Annotated in this window: 10 protein-coding genes; 3 read left to right on the forward strand and 7 right to left on the reverse strand. The window is 72.2% G+C overall.

Translation table 11 applies throughout. From position 1 onward, the window contains the following. Window position 1: 1 nt before the first annotated feature. The 4 genes from xdhB to PV721_RS02505 all read right to left on the reverse strand — a co-directional run bounded on the left by xdhB (window position 2) and on the right by PV721_RS02505 (window position 5,347). Window positions 2-2,410: a xanthine dehydrogenase molybdopterin binding subunit gene (gene xdhB / locus PV721_RS02490; protein WP_319721096.1), complete on the reverse strand. Its 2,409-nt coding sequence runs from the start codon at window positions 2,408-2,410 to the stop codon at window positions 2-4. Then, on the reverse strand, window positions 2,407-3,906 hold the full coding sequence (locus tag PV721_RS02495; RefSeq protein WP_319721097.1) for a xanthine dehydrogenase small subunit: 1,500 nt from the start codon (window positions 3,904-3,906) through the stop codon (window positions 2,407-2,409). The genes xdhB and PV721_RS02495 overlap by 4 nt, the downstream gene beginning before the upstream one ends. A gap of 310 nt (window positions 3,907-4,216) precedes the next feature. Next, a complete protein-coding gene (locus tag PV721_RS02500) occupies window positions 4,217-4,612 on the reverse strand; it encodes a hypothetical protein (RefSeq protein WP_319721098.1) in 396 nt (131 codons plus the stop codon). Between the two features lie 162 nt (window positions 4,613-4,774). Next, window positions 4,775-5,347, reverse strand: coding sequence for a TetR/AcrR family transcriptional regulator (locus PV721_RS02505; protein ID WP_319721099.1), 573 nt, complete (start codon window positions 5,345-5,347; stop codon window positions 4,775-4,777). A 140-nt stretch (window positions 5,348-5,487) separates the two neighbouring features. Here PV721_RS02505 and PV721_RS02510 point away from each other — a divergent pair, with 140 nt between their 5' ends. Continuing rightward, on the forward strand, window positions 5,488-6,279 hold the full coding sequence (locus PV721_RS02510; RefSeq protein WP_319721100.1) for an SDR family NAD(P)-dependent oxidoreductase: 792 nt from the start codon (window positions 5,488-5,490) through the stop codon (window positions 6,277-6,279). Between the two features lie 147 nt (window positions 6,280-6,426). Beyond that, a complete protein-coding gene (locus PV721_RS02515) occupies window positions 6,427-8,886 on the forward strand; it encodes a CehA/McbA family metallohydrolase (RefSeq protein WP_319721101.1) in 2,460 nt (819 codons plus the stop codon). A gap of 168 nt (window positions 8,887-9,054) precedes the next feature. On the opposite strand, the gene PV721_RS02520 is transcribed toward PV721_RS02515, so the two are convergent. Further along, on the reverse strand, window positions 9,055-10,173 hold the full coding sequence (locus tag PV721_RS02520) for a nucleotide disphospho-sugar-binding domain-containing protein (RefSeq protein ID WP_319721102.1): 1,119 nt from the start codon (window positions 10,171-10,173) through the stop codon (window positions 9,055-9,057). 142 nt (window positions 10,174-10,315) lie between these two features. Here PV721_RS02520 and PV721_RS02525 point away from each other — a divergent pair, with 142 nt between their 5' ends. After that, the gene (locus tag PV721_RS02525; RefSeq protein ID WP_319721103.1) at window positions 10,316-10,669 is read left to right on the forward strand and encodes a VOC family protein; all 354 of its coding nucleotides are present in this window, start codon (window positions 10,316-10,318) and stop codon (window positions 10,667-10,669) included. A gap of 106 nt (window positions 10,670-10,775) precedes the next feature. Here the strand turns inward: PV721_RS02525 and PV721_RS02530 are convergent, their stop codons facing one another. Together PV721_RS02530 and PV721_RS02535 are read right to left on the reverse strand one after the other, a co-directional pair. Beyond that, complete coding sequence (locus PV721_RS02530; RefSeq protein ID WP_319721104.1) at window positions 10,776-12,470, reverse strand: PKD domain-containing protein; 1,695 nt, start codon at window positions 12,468-12,470, stop codon at window positions 10,776-10,778. Window positions 12,471-12,677: 207 nt separating this feature from the next. Next, complete coding sequence (locus PV721_RS02535) at window positions 12,678-13,322, reverse strand: dihydrofolate reductase family protein (RefSeq protein WP_319721105.1); 645 nt, start codon at window positions 13,320-13,322, stop codon at window positions 12,678-12,680. Between the last annotated feature and the right edge of the window lie 237 nt (window positions 13,323-13,559).

The following is a 13,559-nucleotide window of genomic DNA, read 5'->3' on the forward strand; positions in this document are numbered from 1 at the left end:
GTCAGGCATTGCTCAAAGCGCTCGCGTCGGCGGGGACGTCGCTGCCGTCCGGGGCCCGGCTGGCCCGGCCCTCGTGCTGCACCCCGCCCGCGCGGGCGGCCTCGACCGCCCAGTACACCGCCTCGGGTGTCGCCGGGGAGGCGAGCTCCACGCTCACTCCGGCGGGCCCGAATTCCGCGGCCGCCTGCCTCAGTGCTTCCCGTACCGAGAACGCCAGCATCAGCGGAGGCTCACCCACCGCCTTGGACCCGTAGACCGCGCCCTCCTCGGTGGCGTTCTCCAGCAGCCTGACGTTGAACTCCTCGGGCATCTCCGAGAAGCTCGGCAGCTTGTAGGTGCTCGCCGCCTGGGTCAGCAGCCGGCCGCGGTTCGGCCCGTCGCCGGCGTCCCAGCGCAGGTCCTCGAGTGTCAGCCAGCCCGCGCCCTGCACGAAACCGCCCTCGACCTGACCGATGTCGATCATCGGGGAGAGGCTGTCACCGACATCGTGCACGATGTCCACCCGCCGGATCCGGTACGTGCCGGTGAAGCCGTCCACCTCCACTTCGGCCGCGGCGGCGCCGTAGGAGAAGTACTTGAACGGCGATCCCTGGAAGGCCTTCGCGTCCCAGTGCAGACCCTCCGTCCGGTAGAAGCCCGCAGCCGACAGCTGGACCCGCTGGAAGTACGCGGTGCGCACCAGGTCGTCCCAGGCCAGCTCCTTGTCGTTGCCGAGGACGCGCGCGACGCCCTCGACGATGCGCACGTCCGAGGCGTTCGCACCCAGCTGGGTGCCGGCCACCTGCAGCAGCCGCTCGCGGATCTGCTCGCAGGCGTTCTTCACCGCCGCGCCGTTGAGGTCCGCCCCCGCGCTCGCGGCGGTGGCGGAGGTGTTGGGCACCTTGTCCGTGCGGGTCGGAGCCAGCCGCACCTTGTGCATCGGAATGCCCAGCGTGGTCGCGGCCACCTGCAGCATCTTGGTGTGCAGACCCTGCCCCATCTCGGTGCCGCCGTGGTTGATCAGGACCGAGCCGTCCTTGTAGACCAGCACCAGAGCGCCGGCCTGGTTGAAGGCGGTCAGGTTGAACGAGATGCCGAACTTGATGCCGGTGATCGCGAGCGCCCGCTTGGTGTGCGGGTGCGTGGCGTTGAAGGCCGCGATCTCGCGCTTGCGACCGGCGAAGCCGGAGTCGTCCTGGACCTGCTGCCAGATGACGGAGATCCGTTCGGGGTGGGCGACCGGCTGTCCGTACGGCGTCGAATGGCCCTGCCGGTAGAAATTGCGCTCCCGCAACTCCATCGGGTCCAGGCCGAGGAGCGGGGCGCACCGGCCCATGATGTCCTCGATCACCAGCATGCCCTGCGGTCCGCCGAAGCCGCGGAACGCGGTGTTGGAGACCTTGTTGGTCTTGGCGACGCGACCGGCGACGCGCGCGTGGGGGATCCAGTAGGTGTTGTCGATGTGGCACAGTGCGCGGGCCACCACCGGCTCGGACAGGTCCAGGCTCCAGCCGCCGTCCGCGGTCAGGGTGGCGTCCAGGGCCTGGATGCGGCCCTCGGCGTCGAAGCCGATCTTCCACGCGGCGTGGAAGCCGTGGCGCTTGCCGGACATGGTCAGGTCCTGGGTCCGGTTGAGCCGCACCCGGACCGGCCGGCCGGTCAGCCTGGCGCCGAGGGCGGCGACGGCCGCGAACCCGTGCGGCTGCATCTCCTTGCCGCCGAAGCCGCCGCCCATCCGCAGGCACTGCACGGTCACCTCGTGGCTGTGCAGGCCGAGCACGTGCGCGACGATCTCCTGCGTCTCCGAGGGGTGCTGGGTGCTGCTCTGGACGAACATCTGCCCGTTCTCGTCGACGTGGGCCAGCGCCGCGTGCGTCTCGAGATAGAAGTGTTCCTGATCGGAGAACTGGAACTCGCCGGTGAACACGTGCGCGGAGTCGGCGAACCCGGCGTCCACGTCGCCGGTCACCATCACCGGCCGGGCGCCGTGAAAGCTCTCCGCCGCGATCGCTTCCTGCAGCGTGATCACGGAGGGTTTCTCGTCGAGTTCCACCTCGACGGCCGCCGCACCGAGCCGGGCCGCCTCCAAGGTCTCGCCGAGCACCCAGGCGACCGCGTGGCCGTGGAACATGACCTCGTCGGGGAAGAGCGGTTCGTCGTGCTTCATTCCGGCGTCGTTGACGCCGGGCACGTCGGCAACGGTCAGCACGCGGACCACACCGGGCACGGCGAGCGCGGGCTCGGTGCGCAGCGCGGTGATCCTGCCGTGGGCCTTCATGACCTGGACCGGGTGGGCGTGCAGGACGTCCTTGGTGCGGTGGACCAGGTCGTCGGTGTAGAGAGCGGCGCCGGTGACGTGCAGGTCGGCACTCTCGTGCGGCATCGAAACCCCGACGACGGGCTTTTCGGGGCGCTCGGACAAATGGCTCATGACGACACCGCCTCGGTGGTTCGCGCGTACAGCTTCAGCAGGCTCTGGCCGAGCATCGCGGAGCGGTAGCCGGCGCTGGCGCGGTGATCGTCCATCGGCGTGCCCTGGGCCCGCAGCACCCGCGCCGCGGCGGCGACGGTCTCCGCCGCCCACGGCTTGCCCTCCAGGGCCGCCTCGGTGGCGAGGGCGCGGATCGGGGTGGCGGCCACGCCGCCCAGGCCGATGCGCGCCTTGCGCACGCTCCCGTCCTCGATGTCGAGCGCGAAGGCGACCGCCACGCTGGAAATGTCGTCGAAGCGCCGTTTGGCGATCTTGTGGAAGGCCGTGACCGGCGACAGCGGCAGCGGGATGCGCACGGCCCGGATCAGCTCGCCGGGGCGGCGCACGCTCTGCCGGTAACCGGTGAAGTAGTCGGAGAGGGGGACCTCGCGCTCACCGTCGGCGTCGGCGAGCACCACCGACGCCTCCAGCGCGAGCAGCACCGGCGGGCTGTCGCCGATGGGGGACCCGGTGCCCAGGTTGCCGCCGAGGGTGGCACTGTTGCGGATGAGCCGGGACGCGAACTGCGGGAACAGCTCCGCCAGCAGCGGAACGCTGCCGTCGAGGCGGCGTTCGATCTCCGTGAGCGTCTGCGCCGCCCCGATCACGATGTGATCGGATGCGACGCGCAGCTCCCGCAGTTCGGGCAGACGATCGACCGCGACCACGCAATTCGCCCGGCGGGAGCGGATGTTCACCTCCACACCCCAGTCGGTGCTTCCGGCGACGACCACCGCGTCGGGCCGTTCGCGTAGCAGCCGCAGCGCATCGGCGAGGGTGCCCGGCCGCAGGAACGCGCTGTCGTCCTGGGCGTATTCGGTGGCGACCGGTGCGGGCGGGGACTGCTCGCGACGCTGCGCCAGGGGGTCGTCCTCGGGGGGCGTGCCGACGGCGAACGCGGCGTCGCGGATCGGGCGGTAGCCGGTGCAGCGGCACAGGTTGCCGCTCAGCGCGTGCAGATCGAAACCGTTCGGACCGTGCTCGGAGCCGGAGCCGGAGCCGGAGCCGGAGCCGGAGCCGGAGTCGGTGCCGTCGGTCGAGTCCGGGTGCGCGCAGCGGTCGGGCCGGTAGTACTCGGAGGCCATGCTGCAGATGAATCCCGGTGTGCAGTAACCGCATTGGGAGCCGCCGCGGACGGCCATCTCCTCCTGCACGGGGTGCAACACGGCCGGCGTGCCGGATGCGCCGGCGGTGGCGAGACCTTCGGAGGTGATGACCTCCTGACCGTCGAGGGCGGCGACCGGAACCAGGCAGGCGTTGACCGCCACCCAGTCCGTGGGCTTGTTCACCCCGGGACGGGCCACCAGCACCGAACAGGCCCCGCATTCCCCTTCGGCGCAGCCCTCCTTGGTGCCCGTGAGGCCACGCTCGCGAAGATGGTCCAGCACCGTGGTGTGGGGTGCGGCCGGTGAAATCGGTGATTCTTTTCCGTTGACCGTGATCCGCGCCGCTACCATGGCACGTCCTCATTCCGGCGTGCGGTGGTTCTGACTGTCCTAGTCGCCATTTCAGGAGCTTTCTTTTTCAGTGGCGCAGCTCGAAACCCGGAGCGCGGCACATCGGCACGAGACGGCGTGCCGTAAACGGTGTCAGAGAGGGAAAGGTGCCGGGACCGCAGAACGGGCACGCCGGCAAGGGGCTGCTCAGCAGCCGTGTGCCACACGACCCGGAGCCCAGGCGATCTGGTGAGCGAGGCGAAGCAGTTCGGAGACGGTCGACATCCGGCTTCGCCTCCTTCCAGCAGCTCATGGGTGGGTGCGGTCGAAACTACGTTGCAGCGGGTTCGTCGGTCAAGCGGATGCCGGTGGATTCCACGGAAGCCCGCCACTTCCTGCGGCGGGTATTCGTAGGCGGAACCAGTCGTGGCGCCACCGGTCGCTGCGTCACCAGCGGACATGGAGCAGCGTGGGCCGGCGCAGGACGAGCCCGGCCGGGCGGGGCGCGGGGGCTTGTGCGGTGAGGGCGAGGCCGGGCAGCGCCCGGGCTCTCCCCTTCCTTGATCTCCAGCCAGTCCAGGGTGGCGAGCGCGGTGCCGCCGGTCATGGGCAGGGCGGCCGCCGAGACGGGGTCGAGGTCCCGGGGCCGCTGGGCGAGCGCGGTGTCCTGCGGGGCGGTCATGTGCTCGGCGAAGGAACCGTGGCCGCAGGTGTGGGGCCAGGCCATGCCGAAGACCTCGTCCCCCGGGCTGAATGTACGCAGCGCCGAGCCCCCGAAGGCGCTCCGAGGAGCTGACCTACGCCCTCGACGGGGGCGACGCGCCGAACCAGCGCCCCGCCCCCGTCGTGAAGGACGACGTGCTGTGGGAGCGGACGGGGGAGGGCACTCCTACGGGGTCTGCGTCGGGGTGAGCTTCGTGAGGACCAGCAGGGTGTCGACGAGGTCCTCGGCGGGGGCGCCGGTGGCCAGGCGGCGCAGCTGCTGGCCGAAGACCAGGGCGACGGCCGCGCCCGCCAGGCGTTCGGGGTCCGGTACGCCGAGGTGGGTGAGGATCCGCGTGGCCAGCAGGTCGTAGGCGGCGAAGCACTCGGCCGCCGCGGCGCGCAGCCGTTCGTCGCGGCCCGCCTGGACGTACAGCTCGAAGGGTGCGATGTGGCGGCTGTCGAAGGCGTTGCCGCCGGCGACCTGCGCCACCACCTCGGCTGCCTGCCCGATGTCGAAGCGCTCGTCGGAGCACGCGTCGGCGAGCGCCGTGAAGTGCCGGGTCTCCTCCCCCACGAAGTGCAGCAGGCTCTCGCGCAGCAACTCGTGCTGGGTGGCGAAGTGGTAGGTGACGGAACCCAGCGAGACTCCGGCCTCCTTGGCGATCCGCCGGTTGGTGACGGCGGCGATGCCGTCCTGCCCGATGATCCGCAGTACGGCGTCGATGATGCGCTGGCGGGTGTCGGAGGCATGGGGCATGTCGACATTCTGCCCCATCGGGCGGCGCGACGGCCCGGCCGGGGTAGAGGAGTTGGGGCGTCCGGGGTGTGGACAGGGCGCGCCCCGATCCCTACTGTTCGTTCGAACGAACAGTCGAGGGTCGCCGTACGGGAGTCGTCGTGGACATATCCGGATCGAACGTTCTGCTCACCGGGGCCAACGGAGGCATCGGCTCCGCCCTGGCCGAGCGCCTGGCCGCGCAGGGGGCCCGGCTCACGCTCACCGGGCGGCGGGAGGAAGCCCTCAAGGCCACCGCGGACGCCTGCGGCGCCCGCACCGTGGTCGCCGACCTGGCCGTCCGGTCCGACGTGGTCCGGCTCGCGGAGACCTGCGTCGAGGCGGACGTCCTCGTCGCGAACGCCGCGCTCCCCGCCAGCGGCGACCTCCTGGACTACACCGAGGACCAGCTCGACCGCGCCCTCGACGTCAACCTGCGCGCGCCCGTCCTGCTGTCCCGGCTGCTCGCCGCGCACATGGTGGCCCGCCGCCGCGGCCACATCGTGCTGATCGGCTCGATTTCCGGCAAGGCCGCGACCAAGTCGACCTCGCTGTACAACGCGACGAAGTTCGGACTGCGCGGGTTCGCCCTCGCGCTGCGCCAGGAACTCCGGGGTACGGGGGTGGGCGTCTCACTCGTCCAGCCCGGCTTCGTCCGCGACGCCGGGATGTTCGCGGACACCGGCGCCACCCCGCCGAACGGCATCAGGACCGTGACGCCGGGCCAGGTCGCCGACGGCGTCGTACGGGCCGTGCGCCGCGACCGGTGCGAGGTCAACGTGGCGCCGCTGGAGCTGCGGCTGCTGAGCGCCATCGCCGGGCAGTTCCCCGGATTCGCCGAGCGGATCCAGGCCCGCGCGGCCGTCGACGGCTCCGTGCGCCAGATCGTCGACGCCCAGCGCTCGCGCCGCTGACAACGCCCCGCACGCCCCGCACGCACGCACGCCCGTAGACCTGCACGCCCGCACGCCCGCACGCCCGCACGCCCGCACGCCCGCACGCCCGCACGTCTGTACGCCTGCACGTCTTCCCTGCCACCCACGTGAACGGAGAACACGGCCGTGCCGAGTCAACACCTCCCGAACGGCGCTCCCGAGCTCGGCCCGGGTGTCGAGCGCAGGTCCCTGCTCCGATTAGGGGCCCTGCTGGCCGCGGGCGGAGCCGCCGCGCTCGTTCCCGCACCGATCGCGCACGCCGCGACCAGGGGCCAGGGGACCGACACGGTGACCACCACCTACCAGGGCCGCGCCCCGTACGGCAACGACCAGTGGGCGTACGTCCCCTTCGACCTCCCCGCCGGGGTGCAACGCATCTCCGTCTCCACCTCCCACGACGCCGCCGCCGGCATCCTCGACCTCGGCATCTTCGGCCCGTCCGGCTTCCGCGGCTGGTCGGGCGGTGAACGGGCCGGGTTCACCCTCTCTGCGGCGGACGCCACTCCGGGCTATGTGCCCGGCCCCGTCGAACCCGGCACCTGGTCCGTCATCCTGGGGCCGATGGTCGGCGCCGCCGGCGGCATGACCTGGCAGGTCGACGTCACCCTGCACCACGGCGACCCGCTGCCCCGGACCCCGTACGACATCCTGCCGGCCTCGGTGGCGGGACGGGGGCCCGGCTGGTACCGGGGCGACCTGCACCTGCACAGCGTGCACTCCGACGGGAAACGCACGGTGGACGAGATCGTCACGGCCGCCCGCCAGGAGGGGCTGCACTTCATCGCCACGTCCGACCACAACACCAGCTCCACCGGGGTGACATGGCGCGGCAACGTCCCGACCGACCTGCTGGTCGTCAACGCCGAGGAGGTCACCACCCGCCACGGCCACTGGCTGGCGGTCGGCCTGCCGCAGGGCGAATGGGTGGACTGGCGCTACGGCCCCGCGGACCAGGGAGTGTTCGACGGTCACGCCCGGCGCGTGCACAGTCTGGGCGGGCTCACGATCGCCGCCCATCCTCTGACTCCGGCACCGGGATCCTTCTGGGAGTTCGGCCTCGACCGCGTGGACGCGCTGGAGGTGTGGAACGGGCCGTGGACCCTGGACGACGCGGCCAACATCGCCGCCTGGCACGTCATGCTCTGCCTCGGCAAGCGGGTCGCCGCCGTCGGCAACAGCGACGCCCACAGCCACGGGGACGCCGTCGGCCGGCCCCACAACGTGGTGCACGCCACCAGTCTGTCGACGCCCGCCGTGCTGGACGCACTGCGCCGGGGCCGGTCGTACGCCGTCGAATCCTCCGCCGTGACCGTGGACTTCACCGCGCGCGCGGGCGGGGCGGTCGCGGGCCCCGGCGAGGAACTGCCCCTGTCGCTCTTCGACGCCGTCGACGTGACCTTGAACGTGACCGGAGCCCCGGACAGCATCGCCACGCTGTACACCGAGTGGGGCATCATGGCCGCCACCTGCATCGACGGCAGCGGCAGGGGGCAACTGCGCTGGCGCGGCTGGGGCAAGGCCTCCCTGTTCGCCCGGGCCGAGGTCCGTCGGCCGAAGCCCGCCTCCACCACGCTGGACCAACTGGTCGCCCTCACCAACCCGGTGTGGTTCTACCCCGCACAACTGCCCCCGTACGACGTCGAGCGGCGCGCGCTCTTCCACACCGAGCGCCGCCCCGACGGGTCGTGGAGCAGCATGCGCCCGCTGCCGGGCGCCGCCGCCGGAGCGGCCTCGTTCACGGGGATCCAGAGCGCCGCGGCCGGCATGGCGGACGGCTCCGTCGTGGTGCTGGGCATCGCGCCCGACAACGGTCTGTGGCTGACCACCGTACGGGGTTCGGCCACCCTCCGGCCCTGGCAGCGCGTCGCGGGACCGGACGGCGCGGCCGGGTTCACCGTACGGGAGGCGGACATCGCCGCCTTCCCCGACGGCACCTGCCAGATCGTGGTGACGGCGATGGACGGCACCGCCTTCCACCAGCAGCGCCGCGCCGACGGCGGACTGCCCGGCTTCCGGGCGCTGCCCGGCTTCACCGCGAACAGCCGCTGGGGAGCGACGAAGGTGTCGATCACCGCCATGCCCGACGGGTCCGCCCAACTGGTCGGTTACGGCACGGACGGTGCCATGTACCACTGCGTCCGCGGGCGCGACGGCGCGTGCACGGCCTGGGGGCGCCTGGGAGGCTACAACGGGGCCCCGACGTTCTCCGGCCCGGCCCTGGCGATCGCCGGCATGCCCGACGGTTCCTCCCAGGTGCTCGCGATCGGGCTCGACGGGATGGTGTACCACCGGCTGCGACGGTCCGACGGCTCCTGGACCGCTTTCCTCCCCCCGCGCGGCGTCACCACCGCCACCATGGCGGCCAGCGCCATCGGCATCACGGGGATGCCCGACGGCTCCGCCCAGGTCGTGGCGGTCGGGCTCGACGGACGGATCTGGCACAACACCAGGAAGCCGGACGGCTCGTGGACCCCGTTCGCGCACATACCCGGCCCGAACGGGAGGGACCCCTTCCCCGCGGGCCAGGTCCGCATCACCTCCCTGCGTGACGGCACCACGCACGTGACGGCCGTCAGCGCCGGCTAGGACGTCTGCCGCCCGCAGCGTGGGCGACACGATCGCCCGGCGCTGGGGCGCCTGATCCCCTCCGAGAACGGGGAGCCGGGTACGGGGCCCCGCACCCGGCGGTCCGGGTACGGCCCCGCACCCGTCGGCCTCACGGTGCGGGCCGGCGCCCCGAGGCCGGGGCCGGCATCACCGGAGCGCCTCGAAGGAGGCGACGAGGTCGATGGGGGAGGGGAGCGCGCTGATGTCGGCCTGGGTGGCGGCGGCGCCCTTGCGGAGGTCGTCGTCGGTGAGGAGGCGGCTGAGCAGGGCGGCGTCCACGCTGTCGCCGCTCGCACGGAGGGCGAAGCCCAGGCCCGTCGCGGCATCGACGTTGATGAAGTGGTCGGCGCCCTGCGGCAGGATCAGCTGCGGCACGCCCCGGGCCGCGGCGGTGAGCATGGTGCCGGATCCGCCGTGGTGCACGACCGCGTCGGCGGTGTCCAGCAGCTGGGCCAGCGGCACCCAGGGCAGGGGGCGGACATTGGGGGGAAGGGTGCCGAGCGGGCTCAGGTCGGTGTCGCCGACGGCGAGCAGGAACTCGGCGTCGACGGTGGCGGCCTCGGCTATCACGCGGGCGACCGGGTTGACGCCCGCGAACGCGGTCACCACCGTTCCGAGGGTGACGGCGATCCGGGGCCGGGAGCCACGGGCCACGAGGTCACCGGGCACCGTGCCGCCGCCGTTGTACGGCACGTAGCGGACCCGCCAGCCGGTGCCGTCGCCGCCGAGGGAGGCGGGTACGACATCGAGGACGGTACGGGTGGCCGGGCCTTCGACCGCGCGTGCCCGGTACTCGTCCGCCAGGGCGTCGGCGAGAACGCCGACCATGCCGGAGCCGGACATCACTCCGAAGTTGTGCACGACGGCGGGTATGCCGAGTGCCGCCGAGACCAGGGGTGCGGCGGCCTGGAAGGCGGCGTGGACGATGAGGTCGGGCCGCCAGGCGGTGGCCACCGCGAGCAGGTCGTCAATGGTGACCCGGCTGTGTTCGGCGAAACCGGCCGTGGCCAGCCGCTGGGTCTCCTCCACGCTCTTGTCGTCCGTGACGAACTGCGGTTCGGTGCCCTCCGAGGTGCGCCGGAAGGCGTCCATCAGCGTGGAGCCGTCGCCTATCTCGACGGTGGGCACGCCGGCCTGCCGCATCTGGTCGAGCGGGGCCGAACCGGCGAACAGGACCTGGTGCCCTGCGGCCTGGAGTGCCTGGGCGGTCGGCACCATCGGGAACAGGTGGCCTGCCGCGGCGGGGCCGGTGAACAGTACGCGCACTGCGTTACTCCTCGGGTGGAGCTCCTTGATTCCTCTGACAGATTGTTGAACGTACGTACCGCAGCGTCAGTTTCCATCGAAGCAGACGAGTTTCGGCCGTTCCTGACGAGGGCTCGGGCCACCGTCCTGGCAGGATGGCGGCATGGAACGCGTGCGTGGAATCGGTGGGTACTTCATGCGGGCCGCCGACCCGGCGGTGCTGGGCGCGTGGTACCACGACTGCCTGGGGCTCGACACCGATGAGCACGGCCTGTGCCGTCAGGAAGCCGGGCCGACGGTGTTCGCGACGTTCGAGTCCGAGACCGACTACTTCGGGTCCCGAGCGCAGCAGACCATGCTCAACTTCCGGGTCCGCGACCTGGACGCGATGCTCGCGCAGTTGCGCGCCAAGGGCGCGGACGTGGCCGGGGAGACGCAGGACATGGAGGGTGTCGGCCGATTCGGCTGGGTCACCGATCCCGAGGGCAACCGGATCGAGCTGTGGCAGCCGGCCTGACCCGTGGCCGGGCCGCTCAGGCGAAGGGCTCGCCGGGCCGTGCCGCTCCGAGAGGACTCGCACCCGGCAGAGGGGGCGGCGCGCACGTGCACGCCACCCCCGGGAATCACTTCGACTGGTAGACGCCGAAGACGTCGAGCACCAGGTCGGCGTCCTGATAGCCCTGGTTCCAGAAGGTGATGACGCCGTGGTCGCCGTCGCTCGCCTGCACCAGGTTCGGGACGGTCGCGCCGGACGTCCAGTTCAGGGTGGAGGAGCCGGGGCGCGGTCCGGCGGGCGCGGCGGCCCCGCCCTCCGCCGGCAGCGGGTAGGGGCTCGGCGCCACCGAGAGGTATCCGGTGCCGCCGGTCTCGGTGACGGTGGTGTTCAGCACGTAGGCCTCGACACCCGTCGCGGCGTCGGGCGTGAACCCCTGCGTGATGTACTCCCGGGCCCGGAACCTGCCGCCGGGCCAGCCGTAGGCCTCCTCGCGGGTGTCGAGCGTCCGGAACGGGGTGAAGGGCAGGAAGGCGGCCTTGCTGTCCTTGCTGTAGTAGCCGACGACGTCGACCACCACGTGGGCCGCCATCCAGGACCCGTTGAAGACCTTGATCGTCCCGTCCGCGGCCACCGGCACGATCACCGCGTTGGCCACCGTCTGACCGGGCACGAAGTTCAGGTTCGACGCCGTCGGGACCGCCCCGTCGCCGGAGTAGGCGGTCAGGTGGCCCGGCCCCTGGGGTTCCGTCACCGTGACGTTCAGGGCCACCGCCGTGATGCCCTGGGGCACGCCCTGCAGGCCGCCGATCCGGGTCGCGAACGCACTGCGCGCGGCGAGCCGGCCCCGGGGCGCGCCGCGACCTTCACGGGTGTCCACGAACCGGGCGGGTGTCATCGAGGTGTAGCCGCCGGCCGAGGCCCGGGTGAAGTAGCCGGTGACGTCGGCGATCAGGTCGACCGGCTGCGGGCCGCCGTTGTAGAGCTCCACGTACCCGTCCTCGCCGACCGGCACGATCACCAGGTTCGGCACGGACCGGCCGGCCGTGTAGTTCAGGTTCGAGGTCCCCGGTCGCTCGTAGCCCGCGCCGGGCCACGCGGTCACGTACCCGCTCTCCACGGTCTCCGTGACCGTGACGTTGAGGGCCACCGCCGTGACGCCCGCCGGGACCGCGGCGTTGCCGGCCACCTTCACCCGGGCGGAACCCTGCCCGGCGACCTTGACCGCGGGCGCGCCGGTGCCGTTGCGGGTGTCGAGGAGCCGGGTCGGAGCGTGCGGGGTGAAGTCGGAGCCGGGGGTGAGGAAGGCACCTCCGTTGGCGGCCTGGACGGCGTTGGCGGTGTCGGTCACCGTCACCTTCACCTGGTACTCGCCGGACTTGTCGTACGTGTGCGAGTGGTGCAGCTCGGCGTTGCCCTGGGCGGTGACCGTGTCGGTCTTCCCGTCGCCCCAGTCGATGACGACGCCGAGCGCGAAGTCGGCGCTCGTGATCAGGGCGGTGAGCTCGATCCCGTGCGCGGTGTAGCTGGTGCCGCTGACGTCCACCGCGAGAGCCGGGTTGGCCCCCGCGTCCAGTGCGTTCACCGCGGTCTGCGCACTCTGCGCGGTCTGCGGTGCGGCGGTCTTGGCGTCCGCCTTGCCGGTCGCCGTGGCGGCGGCGGGCAGGGTGGTACGGATCGTGCGGTCGGCCGGGCTGTGGAAGCCCTCGGAGGTGGATGCCTTGGCTATCGCCTCGGCCACGCCGGCCGCGACGGGTACGGGATCCGCCGCCTGCGCGGTGCCCGGAACGATGCCGAGACCGGCCGCCACGAGGGCAGCGGTCATTACGAGTCGGTGGTTGCGCACCGGCCCCCCAGTTGTGGTGATGAGCGAAGAGGGGCCAACGTATGGAAGGTTCCGGCCAAGGGTCACGAGGGTCTGGCACGATTCACTCCATAGGGGCCAGGGCTTTACCGGCTGTGCGGTTTGTGATCGACAGGAGGTCGCTCGAACCGCGGCCCGCGGGCGGGCACGTGCGGGCGCGGGATGGCCTCAGTCGACGCTTCCGGCCCCGCGATCGGGCGCGCTCAAGTCCCCCGTTGCGGGAATGCCGTCGGCGAGCCCGTAGCGCAGGTACACGGTGCCCTTCGGGCCGGCCGCCGGGGGCGCGAGGAGCCTGACGTTCGTGGGCACCGCGCCCTCGTCGAACACCTTCTTCCCGACACCGAGCACGATCGGGTGCACCCAGAGGTCGAGACGGTCGAAGAGCTTCTCGCGCAGGAGGGTCTGCACGAGGTTCAGGCTCCCGACGACCTTCACGTGCTCGTGCCGGTCACGGACCTCACGCACGGCGTCGGCGAGGTCCGGGCCGAGCTGCGTGGACCCGGCCCACGAGAGGTCGGGCCTGCCGCGGGAGGCCACGTACTTCGGGACGCCGTTGAAGAGCGCGGCGATCTCACCGTCCTCGCCGCCCTTCTGGTGAGGCCAGTAGGCGGCGAAGATGTCGTACGTCCGCCGGCCGAGCAGGAGGGCGTCCGTGCCCTCGTACGCGGCGCCGACCTGCGCCCCGGCGACCTCGTCCAGCAGGGGCGCCTGCCAGCCGCCGAACGGGAACCCCACCGGGTCCTCGTCGGGGCCGCCGGGCGCCTGCCCGACGAGGTCGAGGGTCGCGAACAGCTCGATTTCGATGAGGCCCATGGCTTGCTCCCGATGAGTCGGTGTCGTCTCCGTCAAGAGATAGACCTGCGGGTGCCCGCAGACTCATCGCCGCGCCGGACCCCGGTTTCATCCGCGCGGGGGTACGGGTTGCCCCGCCCCGCACGGCGTGCCGGGCGGATCTCCCGCGCTGCCCCTGCTTGCGGACCGTTTCGGTCCGCAATGGAGGGGTTGATCAGCGACGGCAAAGGTTCGGGGGCGCGGGCCAGGGGGGCGCCC

The organism is Streptomyces sp. MB09-01 (genome assembly GCF_033794505.1).
Taxonomy (GTDB): domain Bacteria; phylum Actinomycetota; class Actinomycetes; order Streptomycetales; family Streptomycetaceae; genus Streptomyces.

Excerpts from the sequence above, each read along its gene's own strand:
- PV721_RS02505 (WP_319721099.1), bottom strand. The coding sequence starts at position 5,347 with ATGCCCCATGCCTCCGACACCCGCCAGCGCATCATCGACGCCGTACTG.
- PV721_RS02525 (WP_319721103.1), top strand. The coding sequence starts at position 10,316 with ATGGAACGCGTGCGTGGAATCGGTGGGTACTTCATGCGGGCCGCCGAC.
- PV721_RS02530 (WP_319721104.1), bottom strand. The coding sequence starts at position 12,470 with ATGACCGCTGCCCTCGTGGCGGCCGGTCTCGGCATCGTTCCGGGCACC.
- PV721_RS02500 (WP_319721098.1), bottom strand. The coding sequence starts at position 4,612 with ATGGCCTGGCCCCACACCTGCGGCCACGGTTCCTTCGCCGAGCACATG.
- xdhB (WP_319721096.1), bottom strand. The coding sequence starts at position 2,410 with ATGAGCCATTTGTCCGAGCGCCCCGAAAAGCCCGTCGTCGGGGTTTCG.
- PV721_RS02495 (WP_319721097.1), bottom strand. The coding sequence starts at position 3,906 with ATGGTAGCGGCGCGGATCACGGTCAACGGAAAAGAATCACCGATTTCA.
- PV721_RS02535 (WP_319721105.1), bottom strand. The coding sequence starts at position 13,322 with ATGGGCCTCATCGAAATCGAGCTGTTCGCGACCCTCGACCTCGTCGGG.